The sequence below is a fragment of the Cellulosimicrobium sp. So1_17 genome (genome assembly GCF_055181235.1).
On record NZ_CM143702.1, the window covers coordinates 1,744,230 to 1,767,157 of the forward strand.

General features: G+C 74.1%; 21 protein-coding genes. 7 read left to right on the forward strand and 14 right to left on the reverse strand.

Going from position 1 to position 22,928, the window contains the following annotated elements:
- The first annotated feature begins 284 nt into the window (after positions 1-284).
- Entirely contained in the window at positions 285-1,898 is a 1,614-nt protein-coding gene (locus ACZCLJ_RS07710) for a flavin monoamine oxidase family protein (protein ID WP_463106033.1), read from the forward strand.
- Between the two features lie 71 nt (positions 1,899-1,969).
- Here ACZCLJ_RS07710 and guaB read toward each other — a convergent pair whose 3' ends face one another.
- Positions 1,970-3,517, reverse strand: coding sequence for an IMP dehydrogenase (gene guaB / locus ACZCLJ_RS07715; RefSeq protein ID WP_463106034.1), 1,548 nt, complete (start codon positions 3,515-3,517; stop codon positions 1,970-1,972).
- Positions 3,518-3,621: 104 nt separating this feature from the next.
- Entirely contained in the window at positions 3,622-4,776 is a 1,155-nt protein-coding gene (locus ACZCLJ_RS07720; RefSeq protein WP_463106035.1) for a MerR family transcriptional regulator, read from the reverse strand.
- Positions 4,777-5,071: 295 nt separating this feature from the next.
- On the opposite strand from ACZCLJ_RS07720, the gene ACZCLJ_RS07725 reads away from it, so the two are divergent.
- Positions 5,072-5,362 (forward strand): WhiB family transcriptional regulator, encoded by a 291-nt coding sequence (locus ACZCLJ_RS07725; RefSeq protein WP_251153581.1) that lies wholly within the window; start codon positions 5,072-5,074, stop codon positions 5,360-5,362.
- A 181-nt stretch (positions 5,363-5,543) separates the two neighbouring features.
- Here ACZCLJ_RS07725 and groES read toward each other — a convergent pair whose 3' ends face one another.
- Complete coding sequence (groES, locus tag ACZCLJ_RS07730; protein WP_021482870.1) at positions 5,544-5,840, reverse strand: co-chaperone GroES; 297 nt, start codon at positions 5,838-5,840, stop codon at positions 5,544-5,546.
- A 278-nt stretch (positions 5,841-6,118) separates the two neighbouring features.
- Between groES and ACZCLJ_RS07735 the strand changes: the two genes are divergently transcribed.
- The gene (locus ACZCLJ_RS07735) at positions 6,119-7,387 is read left to right on the forward strand and encodes a class I SAM-dependent methyltransferase (protein ID WP_463106036.1); all 1,269 of its coding nucleotides are present in this window, start codon (positions 6,119-6,121) and stop codon (positions 7,385-7,387) included.
- Positions 7,388-7,390: 3 nt separating this feature from the next.
- Positions 7,391-8,527: a glutamate--cysteine ligase gene (locus tag ACZCLJ_RS07740; protein ID WP_463106037.1), complete on the forward strand. Its 1,137-nt coding sequence runs from the start codon at positions 7,391-7,393 to the stop codon at positions 8,525-8,527.
- 7 nt (positions 8,528-8,534) lie between these two features.
- Here ACZCLJ_RS07740 and ACZCLJ_RS07745 read toward each other — a convergent pair whose 3' ends face one another.
- Together ACZCLJ_RS07745 and tsaD are read right to left on the reverse strand one after the other, a co-directional pair.
- The gene (locus tag ACZCLJ_RS07745; RefSeq protein ID WP_463106038.1) at positions 8,535-9,530 is read right to left on the reverse strand and encodes a hypothetical protein; all 996 of its coding nucleotides are present in this window, start codon (positions 9,528-9,530) and stop codon (positions 8,535-8,537) included.
- A complete protein-coding gene (gene tsaD / locus ACZCLJ_RS07750) occupies positions 9,527-10,594 on the reverse strand; it encodes a tRNA (adenosine(37)-N6)-threonylcarbamoyltransferase complex transferase subunit TsaD (RefSeq protein WP_463106039.1) in 1,068 nt (355 codons plus the stop codon). The genes ACZCLJ_RS07745 and tsaD overlap by 4 nt, the downstream gene beginning before the upstream one ends.
- 98 nt (positions 10,595-10,692) lie before the next feature.
- On the opposite strand from tsaD, the gene ACZCLJ_RS07755 reads away from it, so the two are divergent.
- On the forward strand, positions 10,693-11,313 hold the full coding sequence (locus ACZCLJ_RS07755) for a malonic semialdehyde reductase (RefSeq protein WP_463106040.1): 621 nt from the start codon (positions 10,693-10,695) through the stop codon (positions 11,311-11,313).
- A 1-nt stretch (position 11,314) separates the two neighbouring features.
- On the opposite strand, the gene ACZCLJ_RS07760 is transcribed toward ACZCLJ_RS07755, so the two are convergent.
- The 7 genes from ACZCLJ_RS07760 to ACZCLJ_RS07790 all read right to left on the reverse strand — a co-directional run bounded on the left by ACZCLJ_RS07760 (position 11,315) and on the right by ACZCLJ_RS07790 (position 18,267).
- The gene (locus ACZCLJ_RS07760; protein WP_463106041.1) at positions 11,315-12,175 is read right to left on the reverse strand and encodes a sulfurtransferase; all 861 of its coding nucleotides are present in this window, start codon (positions 12,173-12,175) and stop codon (positions 11,315-11,317) included.
- Complete coding sequence (gene rimI / locus ACZCLJ_RS07765) at positions 12,172-12,714, reverse strand: ribosomal protein S18-alanine N-acetyltransferase (protein WP_251153574.1); 543 nt, start codon at positions 12,712-12,714, stop codon at positions 12,172-12,174. Before rimI ends, ACZCLJ_RS07760 begins: the two co-directional genes overlap by 4 nt.
- On the reverse strand, positions 12,711-13,433 hold the full coding sequence (tsaB, locus tag ACZCLJ_RS07770; RefSeq protein ID WP_463106042.1) for a tRNA (adenosine(37)-N6)-threonylcarbamoyltransferase complex dimerization subunit type 1 TsaB: 723 nt from the start codon (positions 13,431-13,433) through the stop codon (positions 12,711-12,713). The genes rimI and tsaB overlap by 4 nt, the downstream gene beginning before the upstream one ends.
- A gap of 9 nt (positions 13,434-13,442) precedes the next feature.
- On the reverse strand, positions 13,443-14,000 hold the full coding sequence (tsaE, locus tag ACZCLJ_RS07775) for a tRNA (adenosine(37)-N6)-threonylcarbamoyltransferase complex ATPase subunit type 1 TsaE (RefSeq protein ID WP_463106376.1): 558 nt from the start codon (positions 13,998-14,000) through the stop codon (positions 13,443-13,445).
- Positions 14,001-14,068: 68 nt separating this feature from the next.
- Positions 14,069-15,421 (reverse strand): alanine racemase, encoded by a 1,353-nt coding sequence (alr, locus tag ACZCLJ_RS07780; RefSeq protein WP_463106043.1) that lies wholly within the window; start codon positions 15,419-15,421, stop codon positions 14,069-14,071.
- A 25-nt stretch (positions 15,422-15,446) separates the two neighbouring features.
- Entirely contained in the window at positions 15,447-16,355 is a 909-nt protein-coding gene (locus tag ACZCLJ_RS07785) for a pseudouridine synthase (RefSeq protein WP_463106044.1), read from the reverse strand.
- 121 nt (positions 16,356-16,476) lie between these two features.
- Positions 16,477-18,267, reverse strand: coding sequence for an NAD(P)H-hydrate dehydratase (locus ACZCLJ_RS07790; RefSeq protein WP_463106045.1), 1,791 nt, complete (start codon positions 18,265-18,267; stop codon positions 16,477-16,479).
- A gap of 94 nt (positions 18,268-18,361) precedes the next feature.
- Here ACZCLJ_RS07790 and ACZCLJ_RS07795 point away from each other — a divergent pair, with 94 nt between their 5' ends.
- Positions 18,362-19,381 carry an LLM class F420-dependent oxidoreductase gene (locus tag ACZCLJ_RS07795; protein ID WP_463106046.1) on the forward strand — a complete coding sequence of 340 codons (1,020 nt, stop codon included), beginning with the start codon at positions 18,362-18,364 and terminating at the stop codon, positions 19,379-19,381.
- 86 nt (positions 19,382-19,467) lie between these two features.
- On the opposite strand, the gene ACZCLJ_RS07800 is transcribed toward ACZCLJ_RS07795, so the two are convergent.
- Together ACZCLJ_RS07800 and glmS are read right to left on the reverse strand one after the other, a co-directional pair.
- Positions 19,468-19,818 (reverse strand): holo-ACP synthase, encoded by a 351-nt coding sequence (locus tag ACZCLJ_RS07800; protein WP_251153567.1) that lies wholly within the window; start codon positions 19,816-19,818, stop codon positions 19,468-19,470.
- A gap of 141 nt (positions 19,819-19,959) precedes the next feature.
- The gene (gene glmS, locus ACZCLJ_RS07805; protein ID WP_463106047.1) at positions 19,960-21,837 is read right to left on the reverse strand and encodes a glutamine--fructose-6-phosphate transaminase (isomerizing); all 1,878 of its coding nucleotides are present in this window, start codon (positions 21,835-21,837) and stop codon (positions 19,960-19,962) included.
- 120 nt (positions 21,838-21,957) lie between these two features.
- Here glmS and ACZCLJ_RS07810 point away from each other — a divergent pair, with 120 nt between their 5' ends.
- The gene (locus tag ACZCLJ_RS07810; RefSeq protein ID WP_463106048.1) at positions 21,958-22,830 is read left to right on the forward strand and encodes a DUF72 domain-containing protein; all 873 of its coding nucleotides are present in this window, start codon (positions 21,958-21,960) and stop codon (positions 22,828-22,830) included.
- Positions 22,831-22,928: the final 98 nt, after the last annotated feature.

A 22,928-nucleotide genomic window follows, 5' to 3' on the forward strand; every position in this document is an offset into this window, starting at 1 on the left:
GACCGGGCGTTTCGCCCTCGTGTCGCCCACGTGTCGTGGCGGGTTCACGGCGGCCCGCGGAGGACACCGGCACCCGCGCGAGGACCCGACGGGACGACGGTCTGATCCGACGGTGCGAAACGAGACGTTTACGAGGTCCGTGCGTCGTTGACCGACGCGAAACGCGCCGGACCCGTGCCGGCGACGTGACGTCCTTAACGTCAGCGGCGGTGCTGACGGCGGCACCCGGCATCGAGGGCCGGGAGGGCCGTCCGTCAGGCTTCACGACGAGAGGTCCGAGCCCCATGGTCACAGACGAGAGCACGACCGGCTTTTCCCGGCGCAACTTCCTCCAGGCGGTCGGCGCCACGTCCGGCGCGGGCGTCATGTTCGCCACGATGGGTGCCGTCGGGCTCGCCCCGACGGCGGCGGCGCAGCCGCGGAACGAGTCCTGGATCGCCCCGACGAAGAGCGACTTCACCCTGACGGGGCGTTCCGCCAAGAAGGTCGTCGTCGTCGGTGCGGGGCCCGCGGGCCTGGCGTCGGCCTACGAGCTGCAGAAGGCCGGCTACAAGGTCACGGTCCTCGAGGCACGCCACCGTCCGGGCGGGCGCACGCTGACCATCCGCGGCGGGGACTCGGAGACCGACGTCAACGGCGTGAAGCAGACGGCCCGCTTCGACAAGAACATCTACATGAACGCCGGGGCCGGCCGCATCGCGCAGTGGATGGTGACGATGGACTACCTCCGCGAGCTGGGAGTGCCCTACGAGGTCTTCACCAACGCGAACGCCGACGCGTACCTCTACAACGAGCGCACCGGCGCGACCCCCGGGAACCCCGTCCGGTACCGGACCGCGAAGGCCGACGTCTTCGGCTACACGTCGGAGCTCCTCACCTACGCGACCGACCAGGGTGCGCTGGACCAGAAGCTGACTGCCGCCGACAAGGAGAACCTCCGCGCGTTCTTGCGCAGCTGGGGCTCACTGAAGGCCGACGGCACGTACCAGGGCGGGGACAACCGCGGGTACTCCGTCTACCCGTCGGCGTGGAACGAGCACGGCACGCCGCTGCCCGGCCCGGGGAGCGTCTCCGAGGTGCTCGGCTCGCGGATGGGGATGTACTTCCCGTTCGAGATCAACTGGGAGCAGTCGATGCTCATGTTCCAGCCCAAGGGCGGTATGGACGTGACCTACGACTACTTCGTCCGGGCGATCGGCAAGCAGAACGTGCAGTTCAACTCGCCCGTCACGGGCGTCGAGAACACCCCCGGCGGCGTGAAGGTGACGTACACGGCGCACAACGGGAAGGCGCGCCAGGTCGAGGCGGACTTCGCGGTCGTCTCGGCACCCGCAGGGCTCATGCGGCGCTGGTCCACCAACTGGGGCCCGGACATCGACGCGGCGCTCGGCGAGTTCGCCGTCGGGGCGCCGGCGGGCAAGATCGGCCTGCAGTACCGGTCCCGGTTCTGGGAGGACGACCACCGCATCTTCGGCGGCATCACGGAGACCGACATGGACCTCGCCCACGTCTGGTACCCGTCCTACGGCTACGGCGAGCGCAAGGGCCTCATGGTCGGCTACTACAACACGGGCACGAACGCCCGCACGTACGGCGACATGGCTCCGAAGCAGCGCGAGCTCCGGGCCGTCGAGCAGGGCGTGAAGATCCACGGCGAGAAGTACCGCACCGAGCTGGAGAGCTCGTTCTCCATCGCCTGGCACAAGGTGCCCTACATCGAGGGCGCGTGGGCGTACCCGAACACGCAGTCGTCGCGCTTCAAGCAGCTCCAGCAGGGAGCCGGGAACGTCTACTTCGCGGGCGACTGGATGTCCGAGATCTCGGCGTGGCAGCACGGCGCGTTCTGGGCCGCCCGGTACGCCGTCCAGGCGCTCCACACGCGGGTCATGACGTCCTGAGGTCGCCGTCGCTCGCCGTCCGCTCCCGTCACGACGACGGGTCGGACGGCGGGCTGGTCCCGACGTGAGGCTCAGAAACCCGAGTAGTTCGGGGCCTCGGCGGTGATCTGCACGTCGTGCGGGTGGCTCTCCTTGAGCGACGCGGACGTGATGCGGATGAAGCGCCCCTTCTCCTGCAGCTCGGGGACCGTGCGCGCGCCGACGTAGAACATCGTCTGGTGCAGCCCACCCACGAGCTGGTGCGACACGGCCTGGAGCGTGCCCTTGTAGGGGACCTGACCCTCGATGCCCTCCGGGACGATCATGTCGTCGCTCGTGATCTCGGCCTGGAAGTACCGGTCCTTCGAGTACGACTTCTTGCCGCGCGACGACATCGCGCCCATCGAGCCCATGCCGCGGTAGGCCTTGTACTGCTTGCCGTGGACGAGGATCGTCTCGCCGGGCGACTCCTCGGTCCCCGCGAGCATCGAGCCGAGCATGACCGCCTCGGCGCCGGCGACGATCGCCTTGCCGATCTCGCCCGAGTGGCGCATGCCGCCGTCGGCGATGACCGGGACCCCTGCCGGACGGGCGGCGAGCGACGCCTCGTAGACCGCCGTGACCTGCGGGACGCCGACGCCCGTGACGATGCGCGTGGTGCAGATCGAGCCGGGCCCGACGCCCACCTTGACGGCGTCCGCACCGGCGTCGACGAACGCCTGGGCGCCCTCGCGCGTCGCGACGTTGCCGCCGATGACCTGGACGTCGCGCGTCGCGGGATCCGTCTTGAGGCGGCGGACCATGTCGATGAGCATGCGGACGTTGCCGTGCGCCGTGTCGGCGACGAGCACGTCGACCCCGGCCTCGATGAGGGTGGTGGCACGCTGCCACGCGTCGCCGAAGTAGCCGATCGCCGCGCCCACGAGGAGGCGTCCCTGGCCGTCCTTCGAGGCGTTCGGGAACTGCTCGGACTTCACGAAGTCCTTCACCGTGATGAGGCCGGTGAGGTGCCCGTCCGCGTCGACGAGCGGGAGCCGCTCGATCTTGTGCTTGCGCAGCAGGGCGGTCGCGTCCTCGCGCGAGATGCCGGACGGGCCCGTGATGAGCGGCTGACGCGTCATGACCTCGTCGACCTTCGTCGTCGCCCACTCGGCGACGGGCGTGAAGCGCAGGTCCCGGTTGGTGACCATGCCGACGAGGCGCTGCTGCGCGTCGAGGACCGGGAAGCCGGAGATGCGGTACTCCCCCGCCGTCCGGTCGAGCTCCTCGAGCGTCGCGTCCGGCCCGATCGTCACGGGGTTGGAGATGATGCCGGTCTGCGTCCGCTTCACCAGGTCGACCTGGTAGGCCTGGTCCTCGATGGAGAGGTTGCGGTGCAGCACGCCGATGCCGCCCTGACGTGCCATCGCGATCGCCATGCGGGACTCCGTGACCGTGTCCATGGCCGCCGAGACCAGCGGGACGCGGATCGAGATCTCGCGCGTGAGGCGGGTCGTCGTGTCGATGTCCGACGGCGCGAGGTCCGAGTAGCCGGGCTGCAGCAGCACGTCGTCGTAGGTGAGCCCGAGGAAGCCGAACGGGTCGTGCCCGGGCACGGGCGAGGGGGCGGGCGTGGAACCGAGGGCGGGCGAGGCGGTCACATCCGAATTCTACGCCGCGAGGCCGCCCGGTATTCCCGCACGAGAACCGTCCCCGGCTCGCCCGCCGCGTGCCCGGCGGGCCCCGTCCGGCCGAGGCGCGGTGGTCAGCGCACGACGGCGAGGAGCTCGTGAAGCAGCCCCGGGAAGCTGCGCACGCGGTGCACCGTCGGGGCGAGCGGGAGGTCGGCTGCGACGTCGTCGCTGGGCAGGCCGACGAACACCGGGAGACCGGGGTTGGCCTCGAAGGTGGCGTGCACGATCCCGAGGTCGGGCCGGGTCTGCGTCGTCACCATCGCGACGGCCGCGGGGCGGACCATCGTCACGAGCTCGAGCGTGCGGTGGACGTTCGCCGGACCGGTGACGATCCGTGCCATCGCGCCGTGCGCTCCCAGCGCGGCCGCGAGCGCGTGCGCGGCGAGCGGCAGCGGCTCGTCGGGCGCGGCGAACACCAGCACGATGCGGCGCATGCGGCTGGGGTGGTTGCGCGGCGGGCCGCCCGCCGCGACGATCGCGTCCTCGCGCGACTGCGTGTACTCGCGCAGCGCACCGAGCGTCGCGTTCGCGAGGACGACCTCGGGCACCTCGCCGGAGGTCGCGAGGACCGTGCGCTCGGCGAGACGGTCGAGCGCCGGCTCCACCAGGTCGGACCACCAGTCGGCAGGGTCGACGCCCGCCGGGATCCGCAGCAGGCGGTCGCACGTGCGCTGGTCGTAGGCGATGGCCGCGTCGACGGCGTCGGAGACCGTCACGGGCCGCGCGTCGCGCAGCCCGCCGATCCGGGGTGCCGAGGGACCGCGCTTCTCCCCGCCCGGGACGGCGCGCAGGAACGGCCGCGGCCCGACGCCCCGCGGGGCCGGGCCGCCGTCGTCCTCGTCGTCCTCGTCGGCGTCGTCGGCACCGTCCAGGTCGTCGGCGTCGACGGTCGCGTCCACGGACTCGAGGGTCGCGTTCGTCCCACGGTGGGCCGCGAGCTCGTCGCCGTCGGCCGCGAGGGCGTTCCGGGCGGCGTCCGCCGGGGCCACGCCCTCGAGCGTGAGGCGCCGCATGATGAACAGGCGCGCGACGTCGTCGTCGGTGTAGCGACGGTGCGAGCCCGCCTGGTGCTCGGAGGGGCCCAGCCCGTAGCGCCTGTCCCAGGTGCGCAGGGTCGCCGGAGCGACGCCGAGGCGTCGGGCGACGACGGCGACGGCGAGACCGGGACTGTGGGACATGGTCGGTCGGGCTCCCTCGGGGTCGGGGGCGGACCGCACGGAGGTCATGGATCGATTCTGCCGATCACCACCAGGTCCCGCCACTCGCCGGACCCCACCTCGACCACACCGTGACCTCGTTCGCGCCGCGCGCTGTGCAGCACTTGTTCACGGTGCGGACGAACGCGCCAGGCCGTCGTGGCATCGCGCCGCCGGCGTCTCCCGGCCCGAGGTCGCGCCCGCGCGACCGGTCGCCTGGCGCGATGCTGGAGGCACGCGCGTCGAGACCTCGCCACGACCTGCGGATTCACGAGATCGACACAGGGACTTGAACAACCCCTGCAACGCTTGTAGGTTGTTCGCCATGGCAGAGATCTCGAGGCTCCCCGGACCGGTGATGGAACTCTGGGAATGGCAGTACCAGGGCTCGTGCCGCGATCAGGACGACACGTTGTTCTTCCACCCCGAGGGCGAGCGAGGCTCGACGCGACGACGACGCGCGGAGGCCGCCAAGGCGATCTGCCACTCGTGCCCGGTGATGATGCAGTGCCGCGAGCAGTCGCTGCGCGTGCGCGAGCCCTACGGCGTCTGGGGCGGACTGAGCGAGGACGAGCGCGCGGCGATCCTCGCCGGGTCGGCGCGCAAGACGGGCTGACCCCGACGGCTGACCGTTGCGGTCCGACGACGCACCGCAACGGAACGGCAGACCGGTCGGTGCGCGCGCTCACCACGAGCGCGCCGGCACGCCACGACGGGTGGGGCGACCCGTCGGCGGCACGACAGGGCCCCGCGACCATGACGGTCGCGGGGCCCTGTGGCGTTCGGTGCCGGCTGCGTCAGCCGACGACCACGGCGAGGATGTCGCGCGCGGACAGGACGAGGTAGTCCTCGCCGCCGTACTTGACCTCGGTGCCGCCGTACTTGCTGTAGATGACCTTGTCGCCGACGGTCACGTCCAGGGGGACGCGGTTGCCGTTGTCGTCGACACGGCCCGGACCGACGGCCAGGACCTCGCCCTCCTGGGGCTTCTCCTTGGCGGTGTCCGGAATGACCAGGCCGGATGCGGTCGTGGTCTCGGCCTCGAGGGCCTTCACGACGATCCGGTCCTCGAGCGGCTTGATGGGGACCGACACGTCGGACCTCCCCTTTCGCGATGAGAACTGCTGACGGTTGGGTCGAGCGCACCGTGGCTGGCCGTCGTCGCGGGTGCCGGCAGCCGGGTCGCTCGTGGGGTGGCCACCGTCGCTGACGGCGCCGACCCGCTGCCCAATCTAGGTCGCGGTTAGCACTCGGTCAAGGCGAGTGCCAGCGTGTTCGCGCAGGGCGACGCAGCACGGACCACCGCGCTCGCCGATCGGCACCTCGTCGGTCCCGGGCGCACGCGGGCGCACGTCCGTGGAAGGATCGACGCATGGACGCCGCCGCACTGTCGAAGCTGCTCAGCCCCGAGGGCTGGGCCCTGCTCGGCGCGCTGCCGCCCTACGACGAGCACCAGGCCCTCGTCCTGTCGGCGGGCCTGCGGGCGAAGGGTGTCGACCCCGACCTGGCCGCGGCCGCGCTCACGCAGTCGCGCCTGCGGGCCGCGGCACGCGCCAAGTTCGGGGCGTTCGCCGACGGGATGCTCTTCACCCAGCCGGGCCTCGAGCAGGCGACCCGGCTCGTCGTCGCGGTCCGGCACGCGCAGCGCTACCTCGGGGTCGGCGTCACCAAGGTCGCCGACCTCACGTGCGGGATCGGCGCCGACTCGCTCGCCTTCGCCGGGACCGGCCTCCACGTGCTGGCGACCGACGTCGACGAGCTCACCGCCGCCCTCGCGACCGTCAACCTGCGGCACTTCCCCGAGGCCGAGGTGCGCCACGGCGACGGGCTCGCGCTCGACCTCGCGGCCGAGGGCGTCGAGGGCGTCTACGCCGATCCCGCGCGGCGCACCCGCTCCGGGTCGCGCGTGTTCGACCCCCGGGCCTACGCCCCGCCGCTCGACGCCGTGTGGGCCCTGCGCGACCAGGTCCCGGCGGTGGGTATCAAGGTCGGTCCCGGGATCTCCCACAACGGGCTGCCGGCCGACGCGGAGACCGAGTGGGTGTCCGTCGACGGCGACGTCGTGGAGGCCGCCCTGTGGTTCGGTCCGCTCGCCCCTGAGGGGCCCGGGCGCGCCGCGCTCGTGCTCACGACCCGGACCGACGCCGACGGGACCGAGCACACCGTCGCGCGTGCGCTCGCGCACCGCCCGGGCGACGCCGACGTCACGGCCGACGCCGGCGACGTCGGGCACTACCTGTACGAGCCGGACGGCGCGGTGATCCGCGCGGGTCTCGTGGCGCACGCGGCGGCGGAGCTCGAGGGCCGGCTCCTCGACCGGACCATCGCGTACGTCACGACGGACTCCCCCGCCCCGGTGGGCGAGAACGGTCTCGCCGCCGGGCTCGCGCGCGGGTACCGCGTGCTCGACACCATGCCGTTCGGCCTCAAGCGGCTGCGCGCGTACCTGCGCGAGCGCGGCGTCGGGCGCCTGACCATCAAGAAGCGCGGGACGGCCGTGACGCCCGAGCAGCTGCGCAAGCAGCTCGCGCTCACCGGCGACGCCGAGGCGACGCTGGTCCTCACACGGGTCGGGGGTCAGCAGCGCGTGCTCGTCGTCGACCCCCTGGACCGGCCCATCGCGACCGGGCGAGAGGGCTGACCCGTGGAGATCCCCTTCGCCCGCTCGGAGCGCTCGACCGTCGGCCTCGAGTGGGAGCTCGCGCTCGTCGACACCGACTCGGGGGACCTGCGGCAGGTCGCGCAGACGGTGCTCGACGCCGTCCGGCCCGCCGGGGGCGGCGAGCACCCGTCCATCAAGCAGGAGCTCCTGCTGAACACGGTCGAGGTGGTCAGCGGCGTGCGGCGCACGGTCGGCGAGGCGGGCAGGGACCTCGAGCGCTCGATCGACGAGATCCGCGCCGTCACGGACCCGTTGCGCGTCGAGCTCATGTGCGCGGGCACGCACCCTTTCGCGCGCTGGGCGCAGCAGAAGGTCACCGACAAGCAGAGGTACACCACCCTCATCGACCGCACCCAGTGGTGGGGGCGGCAGATGCTCATCTACGGCGTGCACGTGCACGTGGGCGTCGAGGACCGCGACAAGGTGCTGCCGATCCAGCGCGCGATGCTCACGTGCTTCGCGCACCTGCAGTCGCTCTCCGCGAGCTCACCCTTCTGGGGCGGCAAGGACACGGGGTACGCGTCGAACCGCGCGCTGATGTTCCAGCAGCTGCCCACCGCAGGTCTGCCGTTCCAGTTCGAGGGCTGGCCCGACCTCGAGGGCTACGTCGCCGACATGCTGCACACCGGCGTGATCGACGACTTCAGCGAGATCCGCTGGGACCTGCGCCCGGCCCCTCGGTTCGGCACGCTCGAGACCCGCATCTGCGACGGCACGACGAACATCACCGAGCTCCTCGCCCTCGCCGCGCTGACCCACTGCCTCGTCGAGCACTTCTCGACGCTGCTCGACGAGGGCCGCGAGCTGCCGACGCTGCCCCCGTGGTTCGCGCAGGAGAACAAGTGGCGCTCGGCCCGCTACGGCATGGACGCGATCATCATCCTCGACCGCGCGGGGAACGAGGAGCTCGTCACCGACGCCGTGACACGACTCCTCACCGAGCTCGAGCCCGTGGCCGCGCGGCTCGGGTGCCTCGACGAGCTCGACGGGGTCCGCACGATCCTGCGGCGCGGCGCGTCGTACCAGCGCCAGCGCGCCGTGGCACGGCGCAACGGCGGCGAGCTGGACGCCGTCGTGCGCTCGCTGGTCGCCGAGATGCGCGCCGGCCGGCCGCTGTGAACCGCCCTCAGTAGTCCCGCAGGACGACGCCGCGCTCCGCGGCGCGCTCCGCGAGCCACCCCTCGGACCACTCGTTCGTGCCGCACGGCGACGACGACCGGTCCGCCGCCTCGCGCGAGTACCCGCCCCACGACAGCACGCGGCACGACGCGTCGGTCTCGACCGCACGCTGCCACTCGTCGTCCTCGGCGAACCCCGAGTCGACGGCCGACTGCACGACGTCGAAGTCGTGCCACCACTGGATCATGTGCGACAGCTCGTGCGCGAGGAGGAACTCCTTCGTCGCGGGGTCGGCCCCGTCCGCCCACCAGACGAAGAGGGTCCGCGGGTAGGAGGGGTGGAAGCAGCCCGCCACGCCGTCCTCATAGGCGTCGTGCTCCTCGACGTGCACCATCCCGCAGTTGTAGGCGGGGTCGTCGGTGAACACGACGTCGACCCCCTCGTTCGCGGGGTTGAGGGCGAGGAGCCACTCCGTGGGATCGGGGTGGGCGGGCAGGAAGGCCGGCGCGGACGACGTCCCACCCGGCACGGGGTCGGGCAGCGGCTCGGCGTGGTCACCCGCCCGCCAGCGGGCCTCCGCCCCCGACGCCGACGGCGCGGCGTCGGGACTCGGGTCCTCCCACACGGTGGGCGGCGGGACGGAACCCTCCTGCTCGGTCGGGAGCCCCGCCGCGTCTGCCGGGTCCGTCCCGCCGAGGGCGTTCAGGACGTACGCGGCGACGGCGACGACCACCACGAGGCCGGCCATCGCACCACGTCCACGACGGACGCGGCCGCGACGAGCCGTGCCGGAGGGTGCCACGTACCCGTACCCGTCCGTACGCACGGGCTGCGGCGGTGCGGCCTGGGCGACGAGGAACCGGTGCTGCGCCGACCAGTAGGCCGCCGCGCGCTCGGCGTCGGCGCGGTACGGTCCCGTCGAGGTCGCCGCCGCGTGCCACCACGCCTGCGCTCGGCGCAGCGCCTCCTCCGGGGTGAGCCCCGGCTCGGGAGGGCTGCTCACACGTGCGTCACGGTGAGCGGCATCGACGAGTCGACGCCGATGTCGAGGCGCGAGGGCGCCACTCCCGCGCGCACGACGGCGGACCCCAGGGCGGCGATCATCGCGCCGTTGTCGGTGCAGTACCGAATCGGCGGGATGCGCAGCTCGATGCCCGCCTCGGCGCAGCGCTTCGCGGCCATGTCCCGGAGCTGCGAGTTGGCGGAGAACCCGCCGCCGACCACGAGGGTGTCGACGCCGTGCCGCTCGCACGCGGCGATGGTCTTGGCCGTGAGGACGTCGGCGACGGACTCCGCGAAGGAGGCCGCGACGTCGTGCACGGGGATCTCCTCACCGGCGTCCTGCCGTGCCTCCACCCACCGCGCGACGGCCGTCTTGAGACCGGAGAAGGAGAAGTCATAGGCATGCTTCTCCTGGTCCTTGCGCGCCGTCAGGCCACGCGGGAACCGGATCGCGGTGGGGTCGCCCTCGCGCGCGAGGCGGTCGATGTGCGGTCCACCGGGGTACGGCAGGCCGAGGAGGCGGCCCACCTTGTCGAACGCCTCGCCCGCGGCGTCGTCGAGCGTCGAGCCGAGCTCGGTGACCGACGTCGCGACGTCGTCGACGAGGAGGAGCGAGCTGTGCCCGCCGGAGACCACGAGGGCCATCACGCGCTCCGGGAACGCGCCGTGGACGAGCTCGTCGACGGCGGCGTGCCCGATGACGTGGTTCACGCCGTACAGGGGCTTGCCGAGCGCTAGGGCGAGCGCCTTCGCCGCGGACGCGCCGATCGTCAGCGGCCCGACGAGCCCGGGACCCGCGGTGACGGCGATCGCGTCGACCTCGGACAGGTCGACGTCCGCGGTGCGGAGCGTGCGCTCGAGCGTGGGGATCATCGCCTCGAGGTGGGCGCGCGACGCGACCTCCGGGATGATGCCGCCGAACCGCGCGTGCTCGTCCATGGAGCTCGCGACCGTGTCCACGAGGAGCTCGCGACCGCGGACGAGCGCCACCCCGGTCTCGTCGCAGGACGTCTCGATGCCGAGCACGAGGGGCTCGCCGCCGCTCGCGACCACAGAAGAATCCATGGGCCCAGGGTAGTCGCGCGGAGGCCGAGCCCTGGGCTGTCGCGCACGTCACATGCTCTGTCGGGAAGATGGTTGAAGACTTGACCGTTGCCCGGGGCATGACCACCGAGACCCTTGCCCCCGCCTCCCTGCAGATCGACGACGCCACGGCCGACCGCCTCTTCCGCGCGGCCCGGACGACGCGCGACTTCACCGACGCGGAGGTGACCGACGAGCAGCTCGCCGCGGTGTACGACCTCGTCAAGTGGGGCCCGACCGCGATGAACACGCTGCCCCTGCGCGTGCTCGCCGTCCGCACGGCCGAGGCCCGGGAGCGCCTCGTCGCGCACATGGCCGACGGAAACAAGGAACGCGTCGCCGCCGCTCCGCTGTCCCTCGTCGTCGCGTACGACCCCGCCTTCCACGAGCACATGGACGTCCTGTTCCCCCACGTGCCGGGCATGCGCGAGAACCTCGCCGGTGCGCCGGAGGTCCGGGACGAGATGGCCCGCACGAACGCTCTCCTCCAGGCCGGCTACCTCCTCGTGGGGCTCCGCGCCGCGGGGCTCGCCACCGGACCGATGAACGGCATGGACCGCGACGGCGTCGACGCCGAGTTCTTCGCCGAGAACGGCTGGCGGTCGCTGCTCGTCATCAACGTCGGCGTCGCCGCCGGTGCCGGCACGTCGTACCCGCGCGCCCCGCGTCTCGCCGCCGAGCAGGCCGTCGCCGTCGTCTGACTTACACGCCCGGCCCGGTCTCGACAGGCCGGGCCGGGTCGTTCGACCACTGCGACCACGACCCGGCGTAGAGCGCCGCGTCGATCCCGAGCGTCGCGAGCGCGGCGACCTCGTGCGCCGCGGTGACGCCGGAGCCGCAGTAGACGCCGACCGGGACGTCCGCGGCCGGCCCGGCCGTGACCCCGAGCGCAGCGAACCGCTCGCGCAGCGCCGCGTCGTCGAGGAACGTCCCGTCGTCGGCGAGGTTCGCGGTCGTCGGCGCGCTCGTCGCGCCCGGGACGTGGCCCGCGCGCGGGTCCACGGGCTCGACCTCGCCGCGGTACCGCTCCTCCGCCCGGGCGTCGAGCAGCACGCCCGACGCCGCGAGGCCGGCCGCGCCGTCGGCGTCGAGGACCGGCAGCGCGCCCGGGGTGACGACGACGTCGCCCGGCTCGGCGCGCACCGCACCCTCCTCGACCGGTAGGCCGGCACGCTCCCACGCGGGGAGGCCGCCGTCGAGGATCCGCACGTCGTCGTGGCCCGCCCAGCGCAGCAGCCACCACGCGCGCGCCGCCGACGTGCCGCCGACGGTGTCGTAGACGACGACCCCGCGGTCGCCGCGCACGCCCCACCGACGGGCTGCGTCCTGCAGGTCCTGCGGGTCCGGCAGGGGGTGGCGCCCGGCGGTGGGCGACGGCGGCGCCGCGAGCTCCGCCTCGAGGTCCGCGTAGACCGCGCCGGGCACGTGTCCTGCGAGGTACCGCTCGCGCCCGTCGGTGACGCCGAGCGCCCAGCGGACGTCCAGGACGACAGGGCCGTCGTCGGTGGCGAGCGCCGCCGCGAGCGCCCGCGCGTCGACGAGGACGCGCTCCCGGGGCGTCACGCGAGGACGCTCCCCGCGTCCGACGCCGTGCCGTAGTCGGGGTCGTCGTCGCGCAGCGGCGTGAGCTCGAGCCGCATCGTGTACGCGTCGACGTCCTCGGGCTGGTAGTACCGCTTGCGGATGCCGAGCTGCTCGAAGCCGTGCTTGGCGTACATCGCGAGCGCGGCGTCGTTGTCGACGCGCACCTCGAGCAGGACCGCGCTCGCGCGCAGCTCGCGCGATCGCGCGACGAGGGCGTCGAGGAGCGTCGAGCCGACGCCCTGCTGCTGGAACGCCGGGTCGACGCCGATGGTCATGATCTGCGTGACGTCGCCGTCGAACCACAGGCCCGCGTAGCCGACGACCGGCTGCGGTCCCGCCGCGTAGAGGCGCACGGGCTCGGCCGCGACGTACCAGCGCCCCAGCCCCGCGAGCTCGTCGGCGAGCATGCCGTACGTCCAGGCGCCACGGCCGAAGAGCTCGCGCTCGAGCTCGACCACGCGGTCGAGGTCCGCCGCGCGCAGCGGGCGCAGGCGGATCTCGTACCGGCGCGCGCTCACCAGGGCTCCGCCGTGGCCGTGCCGTCGCTCACGCGCTTCGCGCCCGCCGGCTCCTGGACGTCCGGGCGCCGCAGGTACAGCGGCTCGGTGGGCTGCTCCGCGCCGGCGTCGCGCCGGGCCATCGCGAGCCGGGCGAGCACCGCGGCGTCGGGGACGAGCGGGGCGTCCTCGGCGAGGTCGAGCACGTCGGCGTACAGCGACGCGCCCTCCCCGACGACGACCGCGCCCGCGGCGTGCTCGGCGACCGTCGCGGCCGGCCCGACGTCGGGTCCGGCCACCGTCTCGACGACGGGCACGGCGTGCGGGCCCTCGTGCGCGACGACGCGGTACCGCGCCCAGTACACCTCGCGGCGGCGGGCGTCGGTCGCGACGAGCACCTCGTCGTCGGGCGCGAGGCCGAGGTCGCTCACGGCCTGGGTCGCGAGCGCGTCGAGGCTCGGCACGCCGAGCACCGGGACGCCGAGCGCGAAGCCGATCGCGCGCGCCGTGACGAGGCCGACACGCAGCCCCGTGAACGGCGCCGGGCCGGTACCCACCGCGACCGCGGTGAGCTCCGACCGGTCGACACCGGCCTCCGCGAGCGCCTCGTCGACGAGCGGGGCGAGCGCCTCCGCGTGCCGACGGCGCTCGGGCGCCTCGCGCCGGGCCAGGCGGGCGCCGTCGTCCCCGACGACGGCGACGGTCACGGACGCGGAGGTGTCGAGCGCGAGAACAGCCACGGAACCAGCCTACGGCTGCGCGGGCGGCGCGGCGGCGTCGCCGCGGCCCGACGGTTCCGGCGACCCCGTCCTGGCGCCGACCCCGGCGGCCCGGGCGAGCGCGGCGACGTCGAGGCCGGACCAGCGCGGACCCACGGCCCGCAGGACGACGCGGCGCGCGCCGGCCTCGGGCGCGTCGTCCGTGCCCACCCCGCCGCGCGGCCTCTCGAGGACGATCTCGAGCCGGTCTCCCGCGAGGGACTCGACCAGCCCGCTGCCCCACTCCACGACGGTCACCGACTCGTCGAGGCTCGAGTCGAGGTCGAGCGCGTCCACCTCGTCGAGCGAGCCCAGGCGGTACGCGTCCACGTGCACGAGCGCCGGACCGTCCGTGAGCGACGGGTGCTCGCGCGCGACGATGAACGTCGGCGACGCGACCTGCCCGCGCACCCCGAGCCCCGCGCCGATGCCCTGCGTGAGCGTGGTCTTCCCCGCGCCGAGATCGCCCGTGAGGACGACGAGGTCGCCCGCGCGCAGGAGGCCCGCGAGCGCGGCGCCGAACGCGCGCGTGGTCTGCGCGTCGGGCAGGACGAGGTGGAGGGCCGGTCCCTCGACGGGGTCGGTCGGGTCGGCGGTCGGGTCGGCGGTGGGCTCGGTCACGGTGCCGGGGTCCTCTCGGGAGCGGGCGGGTCGGTCGTCGGTCGGGCCAGCAGGGCTCGCGCCGCGTCGTCGAGCACGTCCAGGCCCACGTGCACCCGCGGGACGCGTGCGCCGAGCCGGGTCGTGATCTCGTAGCTGATGGTGCCCGCGGCCTGCGCCCAGTCCTCCGCGGTGGGCGCTCCCCCGCGCTCGAGGCCGGCGCCCGCGCCGAACAGCGTGACGACGTCACCCGCCCGCTCGGTCGCACCGGGGCCCAGGTCGAGCATCACCTGGTCCATGCACACGCGGCCGCGCACGCGCAGCACCCGCTCCGTCGCTCCTGTACCGACGAGCAGCGGGCCGCCGGGTGCCGACGTGCCGGTCGCCGCCGTCGGGCCCGAGGATCCACCCGAGGCGTGCCGCGGGATCCCGTCCCCGTACCCCAGCGGCACGACGCCGAGCACCGTCTCGCGCTCCGTCGTGTAGGCGTGCGCGTACGAGACGCCCTGCCCTGGCCCCACGCGCTTGACCGTGGCGAGCCGCGCCTCGAGCGTCATGGCGGGCCGCAGGCCGAAGTCCTGGGGCGGCCCGAGCTGCGGCACGGGCGACATCCCGAAGACCGCGAGCCCGGGGCGCACGAGGTCGTAGTGGGTGCGCGGCGCGGTGAGGTTCGCGGCCGAGTTCGCGAGGTGGCGCACCTCGAGCTCCGCGCCCGACGCCTCGGCGAGGCGCACGGCGTCGTCGAGGACCTCGGCCTGCGCGACGACGCTCGGGTGCCCCGGCTCGTCCGCGAACGCGAGGTGGGACCAGACCCCGACGACGCGCACGAGGCCTTCGGCCGACGCACGGGCCGCCGCGTCGAGCACCGCGGGCAGGTCGGGAGGCATGATCCCGTTGCGCCCCAGGCCCGTGTCGACCTTGACGTGCACGCGGGCCGTGCGGCCCGAGGCGCGCGCCGCGGCGACGACCTCGTCGAGGGCCCACAGCGCCGCGACGGACACGTCGACGTCCGCGTCGAGCAGCTCGCGCAGCGGCGCGCCGGGCGGGTAGAGCCACGTGAGCAGCCGCGCGCGGTCGGGGCCGACGCCCGCCGCGCGCAGCGCGAGCGCCTCGCTCGGCTGGGCGGTCCCAAGCCATGTCGCGCCGCCCGCGAGCGCCGCGAGCGCACTCGGCACGAGCCCGTGGCCGTACGCGTCGGCCTTGACCACGGCCATGACCTGCGCCCCCGGCGCGTAGCCCGCGAGGGCGCGGACGTTGTCACGAACCGCGGCGAGGTTGACGACGGCGCGCGCCGGGTAGGCGCGTGCGTCCGGTCCGCCGGGGCTTCCCGCCGGTCCACCGGCGACGGTCGTGCGCTGGGTGTCGCTCACGGTCGACGATTCTCTCACCCGTCGCTCACCAGGCGTCGAGCACCCGGTCGGTCTCGAACCGACGCGGACGGCCGTCCAGGGGGTCGACGAGCTCGAGCGAGCGCGACACGAGCTGCAGCGGCCGCGAGTAGTCGTCGGGCGCGACGTCGTACTGCTCGGGGTAGAAGTTGTCGTGCAGGATCGGCACGCCGAGGCGGTTCATGTGCAGGCGCAGCTGGTGCGTCTTGCCGCTGTGCGGCTCGAGCCGGTAGCGCGCGAGCCCGCGAGCCGCGTCGGTCTCCAGGAGGTCGACACGGCTCTCGGCGTTCGGCTCGCCCGGCACCTCCTCGGCGCGCATCACACCACGGTGCTTGACGATCCGGCTGCGGACCGTGGCCGGGAGGTCGAGCGACGGGTCGAACGGAGCCACCGCCTCGTAGGTCTTGCGGACCTCGCGCCGCGCGAAGAGCTCCTGGTACGCGCCGCGGACCTGCGGGCGGATCGTGAGGAGCAGGACACCGGCCGTGACGCGGTCGAGTCGGTGCGCCGGGCTGAGCTCCGGCAGGTCGAGGTCGCGCCGCAGGCGCACGAGGACCGAGCGCTCGACGTGGGCACCGCGCGGGATCGTCGCGAGGAAGTGCGGCTTGTCGACGACCAGCAGGTCCCGGTCACGGTGGAGCACGCGGATCTCGAACGGCACGTCGGGCTCGACGGGCGGGTCGCGGTAGAGGAACACGAACCCGCGCGGCGCGTACGGCGTGCGGTCGTCGACCGGCCGACCGCCCCCGTCCACGACCTCGCCCGCCGCGACCTTCTCGGCGAGGCGCGCGGCGTCGTCGGGAAAACGGTGCCGCACGTAGTCGAGCGTGCGCGTCCAGCGCGCGACGCTCGCGGCGTCGTGCGGCAGGACGAGGCGCGTCGGGTTGAGACCGTCACGCACGGGGAGGGGAACCACCCGTCCACGGTACCGGCGCGTCGGGACGCCCTCGGCACGTCGCCAGGACGACGGACGACGAGCGGCGGACGACGGACGGCGGACGGCGAGCGGCGGACGACGGACGACGGCGGTGAGCGCCTCAGCGCGCGGCGAGGAGCTCCGCGACGACGTGCGGCACCTGGTCCGCGACGTCGAGCGCCGCGACGGGTCCGCCGGGGTTGGCCCTCTCGGCGGCGAGCCCGTGCACGAGCGCGGCAGCGGCGGCGAGCTCGGCCGCGAGCGCCGGTTCGGCGAGGACCCGGTCGAGGTGCGCCGCGAGCAGGACGCCGAGGATCCCCGAGAGGACGTCGCCCGCGCCCGCGGTCGCGAGCCATGACGGCGCGTCCGCCTGGGAGTACGTCACGCCCGGTCCGACGACGACCGTCGCCGACCCCTTGAGCAGCACCGTCGCGCCCGTGAGCTCGTGGGCACGGCGCGCCCACCGCCACGGCTCGGCGTCGACGTCGGCCCGGGCGACGTCCTCCCCACGGGCGGAGAGGAGCGTCGCGAGCTCGCCCGCGTGGGGGGTGAGCACGACGGACGCAGGGCACCGCCCGGGCAGCAGGGACAGGGCGCCCGCGTCGACGACGGCGGCCACGCGCAGGTTCGGGTCCGCGGCGGCCGCGAGGGCTCGCCGGATGCGGTCGTGCTGCCCGCCGTCGTCCACCGTGTCGTCTCCCGGCCCCGGCGCTGCCGGGACTCCGGGACCGAGCGACCACGCCTGGACGCGACCCTCGCCGGGGACGACCTCGGGGCGCGCGGCGAGCACGGCACGCGTGACGTCGTCCGGCCCGGCGTAGCGGACCATGCCGGGACCGGTGCGGACCGCGGCCGTCGAGACGAGCACGGCCGCGCCGGGATAGGTCGGGGTGCCCGCGACGACGCCGAGCACACCGCGCGTGTACTTGTGGTCCGTCGGGCCGGGGACGGGCCACAGCGCCGCGACATCCGCAGGCTCGAGGCGCCGAACGGTGGGCACGCCCCGGGGACCGGCCGCTGTGCCGGAGGCGGCGGGACCGGTGCCGGAGGCGGCGGGACCGGTGCCGGAGGCGGCGGGACCGGTGCCGGAGGCGGCGGGACCGGTGCCGGAGGCGGCGGGACCGGCCGACGCGCCGAGCGTGAGGCCGAGGTCCACGACCGCGCCGTGGCCGACCTCGAGCGTCGCGGGCGGGAGCAGGAGACCCGGCTTCGCGGCGCCGAAGGTCACCGTGCGGTCGGCGCGCAGCACCGGTCCCGGAACGGTCCCGTCGTCGACCCCGATGCCGCTCGGCGCATCCACGGCCACGACCCGCGGGCGTCGAGGCGCCGCGGCGAGCGCGTCCGAGAGCCGGCCCACGAGCTCGCCCGCGACCCCGCGCAGTGCGCCCGTCGCGCCGATGCCGACGAGGCCGTCGAGCACCGCGTCGGCGCGCAGCACCTCGTCGACCACCGGTCCGAGCACGTCGCCGGGCACCCGGCCGGGCACGTCGCCGGGCGCCCGGCCGGGCGCCTCGCCCCGGCCGGACGGCGCGGGCGCACCCGCCGCTCCGCCCGTCGCGGCGACGTCGCGCGCCGTCCCGCCGGCGCGGCGCAGCGCGGCCAGGCCCTCACGGTGCACCCGCTCGCTCGTGAGCACGGCGGTCACGAGCGCGCCACGGCGTGCGAGGTGCGCGCCCGCGAAGAGCGTGTCGCCGCCGTTGTTGCCCGACCCGACGAGCAGCACCACCCGGGCGCCCGTCACGCGCCCGTCGCGCCGACCGCCGTCGGGCCCGACGACGGACCTCGCGCGGGCGACGTCGCGCGCGACGACGGTCGCGAGCGCGAACGCGGCGCGCTCCATGAGCGGGACGCCGGCCTCGAGGAGCGGCTGCTCGGCGGCACGGACGTCGTCGACGGACCAGGCTTCGATCATGCCGCTCATCCTGCCCATGTCCCGCCGCGTCCGCCCCGTGGGACAGGAGCGAGGCCGGGCGCGAGCGCGCACGGCAGCCCCTAGGGTGACGGTCATGCGCTTCGGACTCTTCATCCCCCAGGGCTGGCGGCTCGACCTCGTCGGCATCGACCCCGCGGACCAGTGGGAGACCATGCGGTCCCTCGCCCGCCACGCCGACACCGCGCTCGCGGGCGACGGCCTGCCCGGTGTGGCGCACGCCTGGGAGTCGGTCTGGGTGTACGACCACTTCCACACCGTCCCCGAACCGACGGACGAGGCGACCCACGAGGCGTGGACGCTCATGGCGGCGTTCGCGGCGTCGACCGAGCGCGTGCGCCTCGGCCAGATGTGCACGTGCATGGCCTACCGCAACCCGGCCTATCTCGCGAAGGTCGCGGCGACGGTCGACGTCGTGAGCGGCGGACGCGTCGAGATGGGCATCGGCGCCGGCTGGTACGAGCACGAGTGGCGCGCCTACGGCTACGGCTTCCCGCGCGCGGGCGAGCGCCTCGCCGCCCTCGACGAGGGCGTGCAGATCTTCAAGCAGCTGTGGACGAACGGCGTCGCGACGCTCGACGGCACGCACTTCCAGGTCGACGGCGCGCGCCTCGCCCCGCTGCCGCTGCAGGTCGACGGTCCGCCGCTGTGGATCGCGGGCGGCGGGGAGAGGAAGACGCTGCGCATCGCGGCGGAGCACGCGCAGTACACGAACTTCGACGGCTCGCCCGAGGGTTTCGCGCACAAGTCCGAGGTGCTGCGCGGGCACTGCGAGGCGATCGGCCGGCCGTTCGAGGAGATCACGCGCAGCGCGAACTACAACGTGGTCGTCGGCGCGACGGAGGCCGAGGTCGACGACCGCATCGCGTGGATCGAGGAGCACTACGCGCTGACGCTGCCCGAGCGCGCCCCGGAGGAGGCCGAGAAGGCGCGCCGCGGACCGCTCGTCGGGACGCCGGAGCAGATCGTCGAGAAGCTCACGGAGCTGCGCGGGCTCGGCCTGTCGTACGCCATCACGTACTTCGCGGAGGCGGCCTACGACCGCAGCGGCATCGAGCTCTTCGAGCGCGAGGTCATCCCGGCGCTGCAGGACTGACCCCGCCCCCCGCCACCGGGCGACGGCGGCCCGTCCGACGCGCGGACGGATCGCCACCGCCTGGTCGGCGGGGCGCGCCGGAGGCGTCAGCCCTCGGCCACGACCATCGCCGAGGCGATGCCGGCGTCGTGCGAGATGGACAGGTGGAACGTCCGGATGCCGAGCTCCTCGGCGCGGGCCGCGACCGTCCCGGTGATCTCCACCTCCGGGGGGCCGCCGACGACGCGGTGCACGGTCGCGTCGTGCCACTGCATGCCGCCCGGGGCGCCGAGCGCCTTCGCGATCGCCTCCTTCGCGGCGAACCGCGCCGCGAGCGACGACGGCGGGAGGTCGCGCTCGGCCGGCGTGAAGAGCTTGTCCCGGAGCCGCGGGGTCCGCTCGATCGACTCCATGAACCGCGCGACGTCGACGACGTCGATCCCCACCCCGATGATCATGCGCTCACCCTACGGCGCGACCCGGCACCGACCATGCGGTCCCCGCTCCCGCCGGCCGTGCCCTCCCGCCCGCCGACCGTGCGCGCGTGGCCCGTCCGGTCGACCGGACGGGCCACGGTCGCCTGGTCGGCGACGTCCTGGCTACTCGACCGTGACCGACTTCGCGAGGTTGCGCGGCTGGTCGACGTCGAGCCCCTTCGCCGTGGCGAGCGCCATGGCGAAGATCTGCAGCGGGACGACCGCGAGCAGCGGGGACAGGAGCGTCGGCGACTCGGGGATCCAGAAGATCTCGTCGGCGTACGGGCGCACCGCGTCGTCGCCGTCCTCCGCGATCACGAGCGTGCGTGCGCCGCGGGCCCGGATCTCCTGGATGTTCGAGATGACCTTCGAGTGCAGGCCCTCGCGGCCGCGCGGCGACGGCACGATGACGAACACCGGCTGGCCCTCGTCGATGAGCGCGATCGGTCCGTGCTTGAGCTCGCCGGCCGCGAAACCCTCGGCATGGATGTACGCGAGCTCCTTGAGCTTGAGCGCGCCCTCGAGCGCCACCGGGAACCCGACGTGCCGACCGAGGAACAGGACCGACGACGCGTCCTTCATCGACCGGGCCGTGGCGCGCACGTACTCGCCACGCTCGATGACGGTCTGGATCTTGCGCGGCATGTCGCGCAGGTCGTCGAGGATCGCGGAGATCTCGTCGGGGAACTTGTTGCCGCGGAGCTGCGCGAGGTAGAGCCCGAGGAGGTACGCCGCGGTGATCTGCGACAGGAACGCCTTGGTCGACGCGACCGCGATCTCGGGTCCTGCGTGCGTGTACAGCACGGCGTCGGACTCGCGCGGGATCGTCGACCCGTGCGTGTTGACGATCGAGATGACCTTGGCACCCTGCTCGCGCGCGTGGCGCACGGCCATGAGGGTGTCCATGGTCTCGCCCGACTGCGTCACGGCGACGACGAGCGTCTTCTCGTCGACGATCGGGTCGCGGTAGCGGAACTCGTGCGCGAGCTCGACCTCGACGGGGATGCGGCACCAGTGCTCGATCGCGTACTTGGCGACGTGACCGGAGTACGCGGCCGTGCCGCACGCGACGACGATGATCTTGTCGACCGAGCGCAGCACCGCCTCGTCGATGCGCAGGTCGTCGAGCACGAGCCTCCCGGACGGGTCGGTCCGGCCGAGCAGCGTGTCGCCGACGGCGTGCGGCTGGTCGTGGATCTCCTTGTCCATGAAGGACGAGAAGCCGCCCTTCTCGGCGGCCGCGGCGTCCCAGTCGACCGTGAAGCGCTTCGCCTCGGCCGGGTTCCCGTCGAAGTCCGTCACCTCGACCGAGGTCGGCGTGATCGTGACGATCTGGTCCTGCCCGAGCTCGAGCGCCTCCTTGGTGTGCGAGATGAACGCCGCGACGTCCGAGCCGAGGAAGTTCTCGCCCTCGCCGATCCCGACGACGAGCGGGGAGTCGTGCCGCGCGCCCACCACGGTGTCGGGGACGTCCGCGTGCACGGCGAGCAGCGTGAAGGTGCCCTCGAGCCGACGGGCGACCTGACCCATCGCGGTCGTCAGGTCCTTCGTCGCGCGATAGGCACGGGCGAGCAGCTGCGCCGCGACCTCGGTGTCGGTCTCCGACCGGAACGTCACGCCCTCGGCGACGAGCTCCGCCTTGAGGATCGCGAAGTTCTCGACGATCCCGTTGTGGATCACGGCGAGCCGGTCGCCGTCCGCCAGGTGCGGGTGCGCGTTGGTGTCGGTCGGACCGCCGTGGGTCGCCCACCGGGTGTGCCCGATCGAGGCCGTCGACGCCGGCAGCGGGTGCTCGCCGAGCTCGGCGACCAGGTTCGCCAGCTTGCCCGACTTCTTCGCGAACGCGACCGCGTCGATCCCCGGACCGACGAGCGCCACCCCCGCGGAGTCGTACCCGCGGTACTCGAGCCGGCCGAGTCCTTCGAGGGCGACGTCGAGGGGTCGCCCCGACGCCTCTCCCACCATGGTTCCAGGGCCCACGTAACCCACGATTCCGCACATGGTGCACGAGTCTAACGAGGGCCGGTGCTCCTTCGGAGCGCCGCGATCTCGCCGTTCTTCGTGAGCCGTCCTGCGTAATTCCGGACGGCGAGCCACGCCGGCGCGGTGCACAGTGGCCGCATGCCCTCCGTCCGCATCGGCCTGTCCGGATGGCGGTACGCGGACTGGCGCGGCCGGTTCTACCCGCCCGGCCTTCCGCAGCGCCGCGAGCTCGAGCACGTGGCGTCCGCGTTCCCGTCCGTCGAGCTCAACGGCACGTTCTACTCGCTCCAGCGACCGTCGTCGTTCACGGCCTGGCGCGAGCAGACGCCGCCCGGCTTCACGTTCGCGGTCAAGGGCGGCAGGTTCATCACCCACATGAAGCGCCTGCGCGACGTCCGGACGCCGCTCGCCAACTTCTTCGCGAGCGGCGTCCTCGCCCTCGGGGACCGTCTCGGGCCCGTGCTGTGGCAGCTGCCGGAACGCACCACCTTCGACCGTCCGACGCTCGAGTCGTTCCTCGACCAGCTCCCCCGCACCACGTCCGACGCCGCCCGCCTCGCGCAGGACCACGACGACCGCCTCCGCGCCGACCCGTGGACGACGACCGAGGTCGACCGGCCGCTCGTCCACGCGCTCGAGTCCCGGCACGCGTCCTTCGCCGACCCGGCGGCCCTCGACCTCCTGCGCGAGCACGGCATCGCCCTCGCGATCTCCGACGGCGCCGGGCGCTGGCCCCTGATCGAGGCGGTGACCGCCCCGCTCGTCTACGTGCGCCTCCACGGCGACACCGAGCTCTACACGAGCGACTACCGACCGCACGTGCTCGACTCCTGGGCCGAGCGCCTCCGCCGCTGGCACGCCGACGACCACGACGTCGAGCTGTACTTCGACAACGACGTCCACGCCCACGCCCCCGCCGACGCCCGCGCCCTCATGGACCGGGTCCCCGACCTCGCCCTCCCGGGCCCGGGCGCCCCCGTCGAGCTGCCACCCCGCCGTCGTCCCCGCTGAGAACCCACACCGCACCGCGCGACCAGGACGACGAGCGACCGTCGCCGGAGCGCACGACATGCGGGCCGGGACCCGGACGACGAGCGGGCCGCCGCCGG